Source organism: Burkholderia sp. WP9, assembly GCF_900104795.1.
In the GTDB taxonomy this organism is placed as follows: Bacteria; Pseudomonadota; Gammaproteobacteria; order Burkholderiales; family Burkholderiaceae; genus Paraburkholderia.
The window spans coordinates 443,793-458,332 of sequence record NZ_FNTG01000002.1 but is presented as its reverse complement, the minus strand read 5'-3'; the positions used below and the strand labels follow the sequence as shown (position 1 = coordinate 458,332).

The following is a 14,540-nucleotide window of genomic DNA, read 5'->3' as shown; positions in this document are numbered from 1 at the left end:
TCGCGAGTATTGCGCGGCTTGCACGGCACCGACAAACGAATTAAATTGAGCAATTCCATAAGCTGAATTGATAAATCATGCACCCGGAATTCGACGTCGATCTGTTGCGCACTTTCGTCGCGGTGGTGGAAACGGGCAGCTTCACGAAGGCGTCGGCGACCGTGCATCGTTCGCAGGCGGCCGTCAGCATGCAGATCAAGCGGCTCGAAACCATGCTCGGCACGACGCTGTTCGCCCGCAATACGCGCAATCTGTCGCTCACGCGGCCGGGCAATACGCTGCTCGAATACGCGCGGCGCGTGCTGGCGCTGCATGAGGAGGCGTGGTCGGCGATCGTGCGGCCCGAGGTCACCGGGCGCGTGGTGCTCGGTGCGCCGGACGATTACGTGTCCTCGTTGCTGTCGCCCGTATTGCGGCGTTTTTCGAATCTGTATCCGCATGTGGAGATCGAAATCGTCTGCGCGCAGAGCACCTCGCTCGCGCCGATGCTGGCCGACAACAAGATCGACCTCGCCTTCGTCACGCGCGACCGCAAGTTGCGCGGCGAATTCGTGCGCAGCGAGCCGATGGTGTGGGTGGGGGCGTCGGTGGATACACCGGTGCTGGCGGCGTCGCCGCTACCGGTGGGACTTTACGAGCCGGGCTGCGTGGCGCGCCAGCATACGCTGGCCGCGCTGGACGGCGCGCGTATCCGCTATCGCGCGGCGTTCAGCAGCGCGAGCCTGATGGGGCTGGTGGCGACCGTGGATGCGGGGTTGTCGGTGATTGCGCTCACGCGTTGCAGCGTGCCGCCGCGCTTCGCGATTCTCGGTGAAGCGCAGGGCTTGCCGACCATCGCGCCGCTGGAAATCGTGGTGGCGCGCAGCGCCAAGTCGGACCGGCCGACGTGTGATTACCTGGCCGCGCAGATGGTGCAGGATTTGTCGGTGCGGCCTCAGTCGCGTGGGGCGGCCGCTTAACGGCGAGACGAGGTGACGGCGAGTCGAGTTGCCGAAGGCGGCTAAGTCCGCCTTCGTACCTTCTGATGTTCAAACGCGGCGACTAGGCACGCGCGTAAGCCGTCACCTCGCCATCTACCGCGAGCCGGACCTGTTCGCCTGGCCGCGGGCAAAGATAACCCGGCACGCGCGCGCGGATCAGGGTTCGTGTGGCGGCGCGCAGTTGCAGCGCGACGCCTGCGTCCTGTCCCTGGAAGACCACTTCCGTGACGACCGCGTCATGCACCGTTGCGCCGTTGTGCAGCGTGTCTTCGGCGCGCAGCAGACGGATCTGCTCGGGCCGCACCATTACATCGACAGCGCCTTCGCCTATCGGCCCGGCCAGCGGCAATTCGCCCAGTTCGCAACTCACGCGGTTCTGACTGACCACGCCCGGCAACAACACCGCCTCGCCGACGAACGACGCCAGCTCGCGCGTCACGGGCCGACGGTAGAGGTTTTCCGGCGTCGCCGTCTGGATCAGCCGGCCGTTCCACAACACGGCCACCTCATGCCCGAGCGACAACGCCTCGGATTGATCGTGCGTGACCAGCACGGCCGTCGCGCCGGTCGCGGCGAGCGCGCTTGCCACGGCTTGCCGGGTTTCGAGCCGCAACGCGGCATCGAGCGAGGAGAAAGGTTCGTCGAGCATCACCAGCGTGGGCGACGGCGCGAGCGCGCGCGCCAGCGCGACGCGTTGCTGCTGCCCGCCCGATAGCTGCTGCGGTGCGCGTTCGCCGAAGTTGGCCGGCAAGCCGACCAGCTCCAGCAACTCGGCCACGCGATGCCGCGCGCGGCGTTGCGCGCGCGGCAAGCCGAACACGATGTTCTCCGCCACGGACAGATGCGGAAACAGCGCGCCTTCCTGCGGCACGTAGCCGATATGGCGCTGTTCCGACGGCACATGCAGACCGTCGCCGGCCACGCGGCGGCCGTCGATTTCGACACTGCCGCCATCCGCACGTTCGAAACCGCACAAGAGGCGCAGCAGCGTGGTCTTGCCGCTGCCCGACGGACCCAGCAGCGCGAGCAGCGTGCCGCGCTCGACGGAAAGATCGATGCCGTGCAGCACCGGTTGGCCGTCGAAAGATTTTTGCAGCCCGCGGATACGAAGTTCGCTCATGACAATCCGATGGTAAAAGCGCGGCGCGTCAGCCGCGTTCGCCGAGTAGCGCCGACTTGCCGAGCAGTGCGAACAGCAGGCCCGAGGCGAACAGCGAAATGCCGGTGAGCAGCGCCGCGTACGGCGCGGCGGCTGCGAACGCCATGGTCGAGGTGTCGGCCCAGACCTGGGTGGCGAGCGTTTGCGTGTCGAGCGGGGAGAGCAGCAGCGTCGCGTTCAGTTCGGTGACGACCGAGATGAACACCATCGCCGCGGCCGCGCCGAGTCCGGGCGCCGCCAGCGGCAGCACCACGCGAAACAGCGTTTGCGACCAGTTCAGGCCGAGTGCGCGTGCGGTCTCCTCGAGGCGCGGCTGCGCCTGCATGAAGGCGGCGCGCACGCTGACCAGCGCCACCGGCATGAACAGCATCGCGTAGGCGATCACCAGCAGCGTCGCGCTCTGATAGAGCGGTTGCAGCACGTGCACCGCGAGCGACACGATCGCCAGTGCGATTACGAGACCCGGCACGCCTTGCGCGAGAAACACCGTGCGTTCGAACAGCGTCGCGAAACGGGTCGGATAGCGCACCAGCAGGAACGCGAGCGGCACGACCAGCAGCGTGGTCAGCAACGCGGCGGCCAGACCGAAACCGAGCGACGAGAGCGTCGCATTGAACAGCAGTTCGGGCGACACGTCGGCCGGCGTGACGGCAGCCGCGCCCGGTTGTGTGAGCCAGTAGCCGATCATGCCGAGCGGCACGCCGAGCGTGGTGAGCGACAGCAGCGCAAAGCCGCCGACGACGATCCAGCGCCACACGCCGAGGTCGTAGCGCAACACCGCGCGGCGGGTGCCGCGATCCACGCGTTCATAGCGCGCCGCGCCGCGCACGCGGAACTCGAATGCCAGCACGATCAGGCAGATCACGATCAGCAGGCACGCGAGCAGCGACGCGCCGCCGCCATCGAAACTGGTGCGGAATTCCGCGTAGATCTGCGTGGTGAACGTGTGAAAACGCAGCAGTGTGAACGCACCGAACTCGGACAGCACGCCGAGCGCGATCAGCAGCATGCCGCCGAGCAACGCGGGACGCAGTTGCGGCAGCACCACGCGAATGAAGGTGGTCCAACGGTTGCAGCCGAGTGTGCGCGCGCTTTCTTCGAGCGCGGGATCCATGCTGCGCAACGCTGCGGCGACCGGCAGATAGACGAGCGGAAAATACGCGCAGGTGAGCACGAGCAAGGCGCCCGCGAAGTCCTGCAAATCCAGGCTCAGCGACACCCACGCATAGCTCGAGATAAAGGCCGGCATGGCGAGCGGCGCGGCGCTCAACACGGCCCACGCGCGGCGTCCCGGCAAGTGCGTGCGTTCGACGAACCACGCGGCGGCCGTGCCGACCACCGCGGAGACCAGCGTGGTCGAGACTGTGATCATCAGCGTGTTGGTCAGCAGTTCGCCGACCAGCGGACGGAAGATCAGATCGATCGCCTCGGCCGCGCCGAAGCTCGCGGCACGCCAGAACGTCAACGCGATCGGCAGCAATACCAGCAAAGCGCTCAGTGCCGCCGCCGCGAACAGGCCACGCGGCGCGCGCGGACGGGCGCGCGCCGGCGCAGTGGGGACAACCGGCGGGCCGGCTGACAATGCTTCGCTCATTTACAGGAGGCCTGCCTGGCGCAGCAGCTTGCCGGCCTGGCTGTCGTCGCCGAGTTGCTGGATGGTCAGCGGCGGCGGGCTCAGTTCAGCGAACGGTTTGAGAATCGGGTCAGGCGCGACACCTGCGTGCAGCGGATATTCGAACATGACGTGGCTATTCGCCATCAACTGCTGCGCGCGGTCGCTGACCAGGTACGCGAGAAACTTCTGGGCGCCGTCCGTGTTGTGCGCGGACTTCAGCACCGCGGCGCCCGACACGTTCACGGCCGCGCCGGCGTCGCCGTTGCCGAAGTGATAGATCGCGCTGCGGGTTTTGCCGTCGCCGAGTTCGGCATGCAGGCGCGCCCAGTAGTAGTTGTTGATCAGTCCGGTCGCGACACCGCCGCGGTTCACTGCGGCGACCACGCCTTCGTCGTCGTCGAAAATCTGCGCGTTGGCTTTCAGGCCCTTGAGCCACTGCACCGTTTGCGCCTCGCCCTTCAACGCGAGCACCGCGGAGACGAGCGGCAGGAAGTCACCGTCGCTCGGGGCAATGCCGATCTTGCCTTTCCATTCCGGCTTGGCGAGATCGAACAGCGATTGCGGCAGTTGCGATGCCTGCACCTTGGTGGTGTTATAGGCGAGCACGTTTTCACGCGCGGTCACCGCCACCCATGCGCCGCTCGGCGAACTGAAGCGCGCCGGCACGGTGGCGAGCGTCGAGGCGTCCACCTTGTTCAGCAGGCCTTTCTCTTCGAGCAGCATCAGCTCCGGCGAGTTTTCCGTGAAGTACACGTCAGCGGGCGTGGCGGCGCCTTCGGCGACGATCTGCGCGGCCATGGCCGGCCCTTCGCCGTTGCGGATCTTCACCGAAATGCCCGACTGTTTTTCGAAGTCCTTGGCGAGCAGATTGACGACCTGCTCGTGCTGCGCGTTATACAGCGTGATCGACGCGGCGTGCGCCGCCGACGGCACCGTCGCGAAAGCGGCCAGCGTAAGCGCGGCCGCGCTGCTCAGAACACGCAGACGAGTGCCAAACCAGTTGTAAGCCATGATCCAGAAATCCGTTTTGATGTGATAGTTGATTTGTGTTTTGCCGACTGCGCGGCTCGCATTACGCCTCGAACAATCCCGCGCCGATATACGAACCCGGCTTCGCGCCCGGCGGCACGGCGAAAATCGCGCTGCCTACGTGCGTCGTGAACTGGTTCATCATGTCGAACTTCGCGAGCTTGTCGTTGATCGGAATGAAGCCGGTGCGCGGGTCGCCCTGATGCGCGATGAAAATGAGGCCCGCGTCGTATTCGGTTTCCTGGCGCCATGGCGGCCAGCGCTCGATGTAGAAGTTCGTGCCGTCGTTATACGAGTACGAACGCCGCAGAATCTGCGCGCCGTTGTTGCTCGCCTGATTGGACAGACGCACGTGCGAGTTCTCCGGAATCACCGGATTGCCGTCCTTGTCCTCTTCCTTCAGGTCCACGGCGTCGAATTCGTTCTTCTTGCCGATCGGCGCGCCGCTGTACTTGTGGCGCCCGAATACCTGTTCCTGAAAGTCCAGCTCGGTGTTGTCCCAGTGCTCCAGCGTGATGCGGATGCGTCGCACGACGGTGTAGGTGCCGCCTTCCATCCACGGCGCGTCGGCGCTGGCGCCGGCCCACACGAATTCGTTCATCAACTGCGGCTTCGCGGTGGACGGATTGTTGGTGCCGTCCTTGAAGCCCATCAGATTGCGCGGCGTCTGACCGCGCGGACCCGACAGGAAACCGGACTGGCCCCAGCGCATCGCCGCCGTGCCGTAAGCGAGACGCGCCAACTGCCGGACCGCGTGAAACGCGACCTGCTGATCGTTCGCGCAGGCCTGAATGAACAGATCGCCGCCGGTTTTTTCCTTGATCAACTGGTCGCCGTTAAAGCGCGGCAGATCGACGAGCGCGGCGGGGCGGCGCGCGGCGAGGCCGTAGCGATCCTTGCCTTCATGCGTGAAAAGACCGGGGCCGAAGCCGAAGGTGATCGTCAGGCCGCAGGGGCCGAGGCCGAGCACATCGCCGGAATCGGGCGCGGCCTTGTTGTCGCCGGCGTCGCCGGTCGGCAGCGGCGCGGCCGTGCCGCCTTGCGTGAGACGCGCGGCGGCGTCGGTCCACGCGCGCAGCAGCGCGATCACGTCGTCACGTTTCTCGGTGGTCAGATCGAGCGCGGCGACGTAGGTGTGGCTTTGCTGCGGTGTGACGATGCCGCCCTGATGCGCGCCGTAGAACGGCTCGACGGCCAGTTGCGGATCGACGGGTGCATGCGCCTGCGTTCTGGCGAGCGCGCTCTGCGACGTAGCCAGCCCCGCGCCTGCTGCGACCGCGGCGCCGCCCGCCTTGAGAAACCCGCGCCGTGAAGGCCGCGGGGGGTGATCGTTTGCCATGGTTACTTCACCTTCATTTGGCGTTGGAACATTGAAATCACTTCGCGAGCACGAGCGTGTTCACGTCGTCCTGCACGTAGTAGAAACCGTCGCCTTCGGGCGTCATTGCGAGGCCGAACAGGTCGCCGTTGCCCGGCGGCGATTGCGCCTTGTCGGTGTCGATCCAGCGCGCGTAAATCTGCTTGCCGCTCGCCGGGTCGATTTCGACGATCTGGCCGTTCAGCGCATTGGTCACGAGCAGGTGGCCGTTGGGCGCGGTGACCATGGCGAGCGGGCGGTGCAGCAGGCCGTCGGCGGTCAGTTGACGGCCGACGCCCGCGCTCGTGTCGCGCGTCATCGGTTCGTCGATTTCGGTGATGCGGTTGCCGATCGCGTCGGACACGTAGAGCAGTTTCTGATCGGCCGAAAGCGCGAGGCCGGTCGGGCCGACGAGGAACACGCCCTTATCCGCCTGCGCGCCGAAGTTGCTGCCCACCACCGTTTCTTTCTTGACGACGGGCGGTTTGCCGGCCGGCACGTCGAGATCCAGGCGCAGCACGGTGGCCTGCTTGAATACCGGCGGATTGCCGTCCGCGCCGCCCACGCCGAAGCCTGCGTTGCTGACGAACAGCGTCGCGCTGGTGCCGTTGTCGACGACCGCCATGTTGCCCCACGGGTCATTGATGTTCGGGCTCGTGATGGTCGAGGCGACCTTGCCTTGCGGATCGAGCACGATCAGGCAGCCTGCGCCCTTGGTGCCCGTGGTGCCGTCGTTGCTCGGCGTGCTGCCGACGATCACGTAGCCGGACTTGAGCATCGTCATCGCGGTCGACAGGCCGATACCGCCCGGGCATTCCTTCAGATCGCGCGGCACCGTGGCGAACACCGTCATCTCTTTGGTGTCCGGGTGATAGTTGATGATCGTGCTGCCGGTGCCCTGCAGATTGGTCGAGTTGTTGAAGTTGCCGACCAGCACGTCACCTTGTTTGACGGTGCCCGCCGTGACCGGCGCGACCACCACCGCGTACGGATTCTGGTCGCCGTTGCCCGGCACGGTATTGATCAGCGTGGTGTGATGCTTGACGGTTTCGAGGAGGCCTTGCGGCTCGGCCTGCGCGCTGCCGGCCGTCGCGAATGCGGCCACGCTGACAGCGGCGGCGATCAAAGGCCGTGCGAGCGGCCATGCGAAGGCCCGCGCGGCGCGCGGCGAAAACTTGCGCGTGGGGTTGTTCACGATTGAGCCTCCGTGCCTGCGCACAAAGCGGTGATTGCGGTCATGATCGAAAGCATGGAATTCGATGTGTCGGTAGCGTGTGAGTTGGGCGCGAACGTCATCAGAAATTGATGTTGGTTCGCACGCCGATAACGAACGTGTTGCGCAGCGGCTGGGTCGGATCGTTCGGATTCTGGCCGGCGCCGGCGTTGAACGTGTATTGCGCATCGGCTTGCAGTTGCCACCACGGATTGACCTGATACTGATAGGTCGCCTCGAGCGTGGTTTCACTGGTGCGTATGCCGTACGGGCTATTGCTGAATGCCCGCGCATCCGTATCGAGCCCGTTCACGTGATTGCCGACCTTGATGTACGTGAGCGCGAGGCCGACGCTATCGTTGTCGCGGCCGGCGAACGGCGCTTTCATGACTACGCCGAGGTTGGCGGCGAGGCTCACCAGGTTGCGGTCGCCGGGCGCGCCCATCACGCGGGCAAATACGCCGATGCTGCGCGCTTCGTCCGGGTCCGGACGCCAGATCATCTGATCGGCCACCGCGTAGAAGCTGTAGTCGCCGTGATGGTTCTGCGCGACGCCGCTCGTCGCCGGATTCGCAAGCGACAAGCCGGTGTTGTCGTAGCGCTGATCCGCGAAGCTGCCGTTGTTGTACCAGACACCGAGCTTGTAGGTGCCCGGCAAACCGCCGCCGCCCGCGCCGACCATTTCGCCGTCGGCCGGCTGGTTGATCGCGTACTGCAATTCGCCGATGAACAGCGTGCCGTTGTGCAGATTGAAGTTGGTGCCGCTCTTGTTGTCCGGGTTGTTGCCGAGTGGATCGCCGTCGAACACGCCGCCCAACGCGGTCAATGAAGGCGTGATCTGGCCGCGCACGCGCACGCCCAGATCGGACAACGGATACGCCGGGCCGCCGGACGGCATGTCGTACGAGGGCAGGGCGGGCCAGCCGAACATCGTGTTGACGAACAGGGCCGAGTACTGGCTCGTGATGAATTCCTGGTCGATACTTTGCTGACCGATCTTCACGTCGAGGCGCTTGTTCAGGAACGACTGCTGGTACCACAGTTCCCACAGGCGGGTGGCGTCATCCGCTTCGATGCCGCTCGCCGTATTCAGTGTGCCGAGCTTGTTGGCGCTGAGATTGGCGCCGTGAATCTGCAACGCGCTGACGTTGAAGAGGCCGCCCGGCAAGCCGAAGGCTTTTTGCGTGTCCAGTTGCACGGTGCCGGTCGTCAGGCCGTCGTAGTCGGCGCCACGCGCGAGACCGCCGCGCAGGTTGGCGAGCACTTCGCTGGTTTCGGTGAGCGTGAAGGTCACACCGTATTTGCCGAGCCACGGGCGCAAGCCGCCAATGTCGCCGAGCATCTGCTGTCGATTCCAGAAGCCGGTCCACTGGTTCGTCTGCGTCGCCTGAATCTTCAGGTCGGCCTCGGGCGCTTCCGGCGCGGCGTCGGGATTGGCTTCGGCCATCGCGGCGCCGGCAGTCAGCGACGCCCAGGCGAATGCCGTGCAAAGCGCGGCGCGCCGCATGGAAGGCAACCGTGAACGGCACGCCGCCTTGGCGCGCGGCTCGGAATCGCGAAACGGACGCGCCTTCGCGCCAGGTCCGTTGAATTCGGCGAACTTCATCGAAATCCTTATTGGTGTTGTATCGACTGATTTGAACCATCGCGGCGCGTCGGCGCGTGCCAGCGATTTTGCCGCATGGTTCGCGACACCCGTTGCAGCAGATGGCGAGATCGTACGCATGCGAAATGGGTGCGTCAACACAAATGAGAACGATTCGCATCAATATTACTGACTTATAACTTTGTTCTTTACGGGCTGCTATTGGATGGCATTTGCGTGTAATTCGAAGTTAATAAAGACGTAATGGAACCGTATGGATGTAGTCATATCGAACGCGTTCCGGGGTGTCGTGTCGAACTCGCACGAATACCCGAAACGCCCATTCAGGAGAGGGATATGAACAAACGCAAGATGTTGATTTCGCTGCTGGCGAGCAGCGGTTTGCTGGTGAGTGGCGCGTCGAATGCGCAATTGAATCTCAAACAGTTCGGTATAGGCGGCGGCGACAGTTCGGCGGGCGCCGGGGCGACGGCTTCGTCGGGCGGTGTCTCGCAGTTGTTGCAGACCTATGTAGGTGCGAACCAGCAGGTGCTCAGCGGCCAGTCGAGTCTTGCCTCCGCGATGGGCATGAGCAGCGCGGCGGGGCAGGCGCAGCAGGCGGCGGGATTGCTGAGCGGCGGCACGCCCTCGGTGAGTCAACTGACTCAGGTGGGCAGCACGCAGCAGTCGCTGTCGCAAACGCTGACGCAAGCCTTCGCGAGCCGGGCGAGCGGCAGTGCGTCGGCTACGCCGATCAACAAGGAGGCCTTCACGGAAGGGTTGTCGTCGCTGGGTAAAGGCGTGAGCCAATATTCCAGCTTGCAGTCGGGGCTCGGCAGCATCGGCCAGATGAGTCCGTCGTCGCTGCTGCAGTCCGGCATGAATCCGCAGACGGCGCAAAGCGCCTCGTACATCGCGCAATCGGCGCCGGGCCAGTTGCAATCGTTGATGTCCACGCTGAGTTCGGCCGTGCAGTTCGCGTCGAGCCACGGCATCAGCGTGCCGTCGATTGCCACTTCGGCGTTGAAGGGGGGGCAGTAAGGGGAAGTAGGCAGGCTCCATGCAACAAGCGGCCTCGGCAAAGCGCGCCGCCCTCGCACGGGCGGCGCGGGCCGCTGCCTACGAAAACAGGTAAGCAGCACGGCAGCGAGCGGGCCGTGAAAGCGGCTATGATCGATTTCCGAAACCGCTTGGCCGCAAATCACCGCACACAGCCGCACGCTGTTGCATAAGCGTCCGGCGCCCAAAACCATACCGGAACCCTGCCGATGCCGCACACAGTGAATCTGGAAAACTACTTCGCCCGCATAGGCTATGACGGTCCGCGCGCGGCCACGCTGGAAGTCTTGCAGGCGCTTCACCGGCTGCATCCGCGCGCGATCCCGTTCGAGAACCTGAACCCGCTCACGCGGCGCCCGGTGAAACTGGATATTGAGGCGGTCGAGCGCAAACTCATCACCGAACGCCGCGGCGGCTACTGTTTCGAACAGAACGCGCTGTTCGCCGACGTGCTGCTTCAGTTGGGCTTCACGGTCACGCCGTTGCTCGGGCGCGTGCTGTGGGGCCGCGAGTCGGACGCCGTTCCGCCGCGCACGCATATGGTGTTGCGCGTCGACATAAGCGGCGAAGCCTGGATCGCGGACGTCGGCTTCGGCAGCGTGACGCTGACCGCGCCGCTGCGGCTCGCCGCGGGCCTCGCGCAGTCCACCGAACTCGGTACGTTCCGTCTTGCCGACGCATCGCGCGAGGCGCTCTATCTCGAAGTGCAGGCACGCGACGAAAGTTGGGCGCGCGTCTATCGCTTCGATCTGCATCCGGTCGAGTGGATCGATTACGAAACCTCGAACTGGTATACGTCGACATCGCCGGAAGCGATTTTTGCGAGCACGCTGATCGTGTGCCGTGTGCTGCCCGAAGCGCGGCTCGCGCTGCTCAACGATCAATTAAGCGAGCGCGCCGCGGACGGCCGGCTCATCAGCGAGCGGCAGCTCGGGAGCGCCGCCGAACTCGCCGCGTGTCTGCGCGATCAGTTCGGCCTGGATACCGGTGAGATCGACATCGCCGAGATATTCGAGCGCGTGCGCACGCCGGCGAAAACCGCGTAGCGACGAACGGCCATGGTCGCGCGCCTCATTTTTCAAACCGTGGTGTGGCTGCTCGGCATGGGCGCGCTGCTGTTCGGCGCGGCGGGCACCTTTGCGTGGCCGGCCGCGTGGTGGTACGTGATCGAGTTGGGCGTGCTGAGTCTATGGATCGGCTTGTGGCTCGCGCGTCATGATCCCGGTCTGCTCGCCGAGCGTCTGTCGCCTTTCGTGCAGGAGCAGCAAAGCCGCTGGGACCGCATATTCATGGTGGCCGTCGCGGTGGTGTGGTGCGGCTGGCTGGTTCTGATGGCGTTCGACGCGATACGCTTTCGTTGGACCGCGCCGCTGCCGGTCGCGCTGGTCAGCCTCGGCTCGCTGTGCGTGTTCCTTTGCCTATTCATGTGCCGCTTTGTGTTTCAGGCCAATACATATGCCGCGCCGGTCGTGAAGATCCAGGCAAGCCGGGGCCATAAGGTGATCGACACCGGCCTCTACGCGCATGTGCGTCACCCCATGTACGCCGCCGCGCTGCTGATGTTCGTCGGCACGCCTTTGCTGCTCGGGTCGTTGTGGGGACTCGCCCTCGTGCCGGTCATGGTGATCGGCATCGGCTGGCGCGCGGTGCGCGAAGAGCGGCTGCTGGCCGCGCAACTCGACGGTTACACCGACTACATGGCGCGCGTGCGTTACCGGTTCGTGCCGTTTATCTGGTGAGGCGCATCGCGACACCATCGCTGCCTATCAACCTGTCTAGACAAAACAAAAGGCGCACGCCGATGCGGCGACACGCGCCGTCCGCCTCTCACACGTAAAAACTCCCCGAAAAGTCCCGTCGCACGGCATCGTCTAGGGGCTTACCCGATGATCCTGCCAATTTCCCGCAAATTGTCTTGCAGCGGCTTTTTGACTCATGCAGACTTGTCTATACAAATTAAACAGCGGTTAAACACTCGGTTCGACGGTTTCCTCAATCAAAGGAGTTTCGACGTGAAAGTGAAGCGCACGACGGCAGCAAAAGCATTGATCGGCGCCGTTATCGGCGCCGTGGCAATTTTCGCGGCACCGGTGCAGGCCAAAGACTGGAAGACAGTGACGATCGCGCTCGAAGGCGGCTACGCCCCGTGGAACCTGACCTTGCCAGGCGGCAAACTGGGCGGCTTCGAGCCTGAACTGGTCGCCAACCTGTGCGAGCGCATCAAGCTGCAATGCAACCTCGTGGCGCAAGACTGGGACGGCATGATTCCCGGCCTGCAGGCTGGCAAGTTCGACGTCCTGATGGATGCGATTTCGATTACGCCGGAGCGCGAAAAGATTATTGCCTTCTCGAAGCCGTACGCCGCGACGCCCGCCACGTTCGCCGTGGCCGACGCGAAGATTTTGCCCAAGGCCGCGCCGGGTGCCGGCGTCGTGAAGCTGTCGGGCGATCCGAAGGCCGACCAGCCGACTGTCGACGCGTTGCGCAAGCAGCTGAAGGGTAAGACCATCGGCATCCAGTCGGGCACGGTCTACACCAAGTTCATCAACGACGGCTTCAAGGACATCGCCACGATCCGCGTTTACAAGACTTCGCCCGAACGCGATCTGGATCTGGCCAACGGCCGCATCGACGCCTCGTTCGACGACGTGACGTACTACGCCGCCAACATCGACAAGAAAGAAACCGCGTCGATCGCGATGGCCGGCCCGAAGATCGGCGGCCCGATCTGGGGCCCGGGTGAAGGCCTAGCGTTCCGCAAGCAGGACGCCGATCTGAAAGCGAAGTTCGACACTGCGATCAGCGCCGCGCTTGCCGACGGCACCGTCAAGAAGCTCTCCAACAAGTGGTTCAAGACCGACGTCACGCCTTGATTTGGCGGGCGCCCCGAGCCTGTTGCTTCGCGCGAGGCAACAGCTGCGGGCGGCCCGGCGTTTTCCTGAGCGCGTTCGGAAGATGCGGCGCGCGCGACGGCCTCACTGCGCGAGCCGGCTGGTTCGGATCCGCCGCAATGGATGAAGATGAGAGGTAGGGAATGGCTCTGATACAGATGCTCGGCTTCGGGCCGGAAGGCTGGGGCGGCGTACTACTGCTCGCGGCATTGATGACGGTCGCGCTCACGCTCGCGGCGCTCGCGGTCGGCGCCGTGTTCGGCGCGCTGGTGGCGGCGGCCAAGCTGTCGCGTTTGCGCACGTTGCGCGTAATCGGCGATATCTACACCACCGTGTTTCGCGGCGTGCCTGAACTGCTCGTCATCTATCTGTTCTATTTCGGCGGCTCGACGCTTGTCACGACCATCGGCCAGTGGTTCGGCGCGGACGGTTTTGTCGGCGTGCCGCCGTTCGTGATCGGCGCGCTTGCCGTGGGCATGATTTCAGGCGCCTATCAGGCCGAGGTGTACCGCTCGGCGGTGCTGGCGGTGTCGCGTGGCGAACTCGAAGCCGCGCGCTCGATCGGCATGCCGACGCTGACCATGGCGCGCCGCATCCTGATTCCGCAAGTGTTGCGTTTCGCGCTGCCCGGCATCGGCAACGTGTGGCAACTCAGCCTGAAGGACTCGGCGCTGATCTCGGTGACGGGGCTCGCCGAATTGCTGCGCACGAGCCAGGTGGCGGCGGGGTCCACGCACCAATACTTCACGTTCTTCGTGGTGGGCGGCGCGCTCTACCTGCTCATGACCAGCATCTCGAACCGCGTCTTCAACCGCGCCGAAGCGCGCGTGGGCCGGTCCTTCAAGCGCAACTTCGCGCGTAACTGACGAGGGCGGCCATCATGCATTTCGACTTCGACTTTCTGTTCGACACGCTCAAGCAACTGCTCGCGGCCGTGCCGACCACGCTTGGCCTGTTTTTCTGCTCGCTGATTCTCGGCGGCCTGCTCTCGCTCGTGATCGTCACAATGCGCGTGTCGCCGCACTGGCTGCCGAATCGCTTCGCGCGCGCTTATATCCTCGTGTTCCGCGGCTCGCCGCTCCTGATCCAGATGTTCCTCGTGTACTACGGCATGGGCCAGTTCGGCGTGATACGCGAGAGCTTCCTGTGGCCGGTACTGCGCGAGCCCTACATGTGCGCGGTGTTGTCGCTCGCGTTATGCACGGCCGGCTATACCGCCGAGATCATTCGCGGCGGCTTGATGGCCGTGCCGGTCGGTCAGATCGAGGCCGGTTATTCGATCGGCCTGTCGGGCTTCGCGCTGCTGCGCCGCGTGATCGGCCCAATCGCCTTGCGCCAGTGCCTGCCGGCGTATTCGACCGAAGCCGTGTTGCTCGTCAAGTCGACCGCGCTCGCGAGTCTCGTCACCGTGTGGGAAGTGACCGGCGTCGCGCAGCAGATCATTCAGCAAACCTATCGCACGACTGAAGTCTTCATCTGCGCCGCGCTGATCTATCTGTTCCTGAATTTTGTCATCGTGCGGCTGCTCGGCCTGCTCGAAACGCGTCTGTCGCGCCACCTGCGAGCTGCGCGCCCGCAGGCCGCCGTGAGCCGCAAAGTTTCCAGCACCACCGAAGCGCGTCGCGCCGCGCCTTGAACGGCCGCCCATCCTG

Annotated in this window: 14 protein-coding genes; 8 read left to right on the top strand and 6 right to left on the bottom strand. The window is 64.7% G+C overall.

Annotation, left to right across the window (positions count from 1 at the left end; all coding sequences use genetic code 11):
• Positions 1-77: 77 nt before the first annotated feature.
• The gene (locus BLW71_RS23320; protein ID WP_091802188.1) at positions 78-959 is read left to right on the top strand and encodes a LysR family transcriptional regulator; all 882 of its coding nucleotides are present in this window, start codon (positions 78-80) and stop codon (positions 957-959) included.
• An 82-nt stretch (positions 960-1,041) separates the two neighbouring features.
• On the opposite strand, the gene BLW71_RS23315 is transcribed toward BLW71_RS23320, so the two are convergent.
• From BLW71_RS23315 to BLW71_RS23290, 6 genes are all read right to left on the bottom strand, one after another.
• The gene (locus BLW71_RS23315) at positions 1,042-2,100 is read right to left on the bottom strand and encodes an ABC transporter ATP-binding protein (protein ID WP_091802185.1); all 1,059 of its coding nucleotides are present in this window, start codon (positions 2,098-2,100) and stop codon (positions 1,042-1,044) included.
• 28 nt (positions 2,101-2,128) lie between these two features.
• Complete coding sequence (locus BLW71_RS23310) at positions 2,129-3,733, bottom strand: ABC transporter permease (RefSeq protein ID WP_091802182.1); 1,605 nt, start codon at positions 3,731-3,733, stop codon at positions 2,129-2,131.
• Complete coding sequence (locus tag BLW71_RS23305) at positions 3,734-4,765, bottom strand: iron ABC transporter substrate-binding protein (protein WP_091802179.1); 1,032 nt, start codon at positions 4,763-4,765, stop codon at positions 3,734-3,736.
• Positions 4,766-4,826: 61 nt separating this feature from the next.
• Entirely contained in the window at positions 4,827-6,122 is a 1,296-nt protein-coding gene (gene efeB / locus BLW71_RS23300) for an iron uptake transporter deferrochelatase/peroxidase subunit (protein ID WP_091802177.1), read from the bottom strand.
• Between the two features lie 37 nt (positions 6,123-6,159).
• Positions 6,160-7,335 (bottom strand): NHL repeat-containing protein, encoded by a 1,176-nt coding sequence (locus BLW71_RS23295; protein ID WP_091802173.1) that lies wholly within the window; start codon positions 7,333-7,335, stop codon positions 6,160-6,162.
• 100 nt (positions 7,336-7,435) lie between these two features.
• Positions 7,436-8,959 (bottom strand): carbohydrate porin, encoded by a 1,524-nt coding sequence (locus tag BLW71_RS23290; protein ID WP_091802170.1) that lies wholly within the window; start codon positions 8,957-8,959, stop codon positions 7,436-7,438.
• Here BLW71_RS23290 and BLW71_RS41740 point away from each other — a divergent pair.
• The 7 genes from BLW71_RS41740 (at position 8,859) to BLW71_RS23260 (ending at position 14,524) form a co-directional block, all read left to right on the top strand.
• Entirely contained in the window at positions 8,859-9,131 is a 273-nt protein-coding gene (locus tag BLW71_RS41740; protein WP_177205101.1) for a hypothetical protein, read from the top strand. The genes BLW71_RS23290 and BLW71_RS41740 overlap by 101 nt on opposite strands.
• A 164-nt stretch (positions 9,132-9,295) precedes the next feature.
• Positions 9,296-9,979, top strand: a complete 684-nt coding sequence (locus BLW71_RS23285; RefSeq protein WP_091802166.1) for a hypothetical protein — start codon at positions 9,296-9,298, stop codon at positions 9,977-9,979.
• A 227-nt stretch (positions 9,980-10,206) separates the two neighbouring features.
• Entirely contained in the window at positions 10,207-11,043 is an 837-nt protein-coding gene (locus BLW71_RS23280; RefSeq protein WP_091802163.1) for an arylamine N-acetyltransferase family protein, read from the top strand.
• Positions 11,044-11,055: 12 nt separating this feature from the next.
• Complete coding sequence (locus BLW71_RS23275) at positions 11,056-11,736, top strand: methyltransferase family protein (RefSeq protein WP_091802160.1); 681 nt, start codon at positions 11,056-11,058, stop codon at positions 11,734-11,736.
• 273 nt (positions 11,737-12,009) lie between these two features.
• Positions 12,010-12,870 carry a transporter substrate-binding domain-containing protein gene (locus BLW71_RS23270; RefSeq protein ID WP_091802157.1) on the top strand — a complete coding sequence of 287 codons (861 nt, stop codon included), beginning with the start codon at positions 12,010-12,012 and terminating at the stop codon, positions 12,868-12,870.
• Positions 12,871-13,031: 161 nt separating this feature from the next.
• The gene (locus tag BLW71_RS23265) at positions 13,032-13,754 is read left to right on the top strand and encodes an ABC transporter permease (protein ID WP_091802154.1); all 723 of its coding nucleotides are present in this window, start codon (positions 13,032-13,034) and stop codon (positions 13,752-13,754) included.
• Between the two features lie 14 nt (positions 13,755-13,768).
• Positions 13,769-14,524 (top strand): ABC transporter permease, encoded by a 756-nt coding sequence (locus BLW71_RS23260; protein WP_091802150.1) that lies wholly within the window; start codon positions 13,769-13,771, stop codon positions 14,522-14,524.
• Positions 14,525-14,540 lie beyond the last annotated feature (16 nt).

What these genes read in the sequence shown, in the direction of transcription:
- BLW71_RS23320 (WP_091802188.1), top strand. Translation starts at nt 78, where the DNA reads ATGCACCCGGAATTCGACGTCGATCTGTTGCGCACTTTCGTCGCGGTG.
- BLW71_RS23315 (WP_091802185.1), bottom strand. Translation starts at nt 2,100, where the DNA reads ATGAGCGAACTTCGTATCCGCGGGCTGCAAAAATCTTTCGACGGCCAA.
- BLW71_RS23310 (WP_091802182.1), bottom strand. Translation starts at nt 3,733, where the DNA reads ATGAGCGAAGCATTGTCAGCCGGCCCGCCGGTTGTCCCCACTGCGCCG.
- BLW71_RS23305 (WP_091802179.1), bottom strand. Translation starts at nt 4,765, where the DNA reads ATGGCTTACAACTGGTTTGGCACTCGTCTGCGTGTTCTGAGCAGCGCG.
- efeB (WP_091802177.1), bottom strand. Translation starts at nt 6,122, where the DNA reads ATGGCAAACGATCACCCCCCGCGGCCTTCACGGCGCGGGTTTCTCAAG.
- BLW71_RS41740 (WP_177205101.1), top strand. Translation starts at nt 8,859, where the DNA reads ATGGAAGGCAACCGTGAACGGCACGCCGCCTTGGCGCGCGGCTCGGAA.
- BLW71_RS23290 (WP_091802170.1), bottom strand. Translation starts at nt 8,959, where the DNA reads ATGAAGTTCGCCGAATTCAACGGACCTGGCGCGAAGGCGCGTCCGTTT.
- BLW71_RS23285 (WP_091802166.1), top strand. Translation starts at nt 9,296, where the DNA reads ATGAACAAACGCAAGATGTTGATTTCGCTGCTGGCGAGCAGCGGTTTG.
- BLW71_RS23280 (WP_091802163.1), top strand. Translation starts at nt 10,207, where the DNA reads ATGCCGCACACAGTGAATCTGGAAAACTACTTCGCCCGCATAGGCTAT.
- BLW71_RS23275 (WP_091802160.1), top strand. Translation starts at nt 11,056, where the DNA reads ATGGTCGCGCGCCTCATTTTTCAAACCGTGGTGTGGCTGCTCGGCATG.
- BLW71_RS23265 (WP_091802154.1), top strand. Translation starts at nt 13,032, where the DNA reads ATGGCTCTGATACAGATGCTCGGCTTCGGGCCGGAAGGCTGGGGCGGC.
- BLW71_RS23260 (WP_091802150.1), top strand. Translation starts at nt 13,769, where the DNA reads ATGCATTTCGACTTCGACTTTCTGTTCGACACGCTCAAGCAACTGCTC.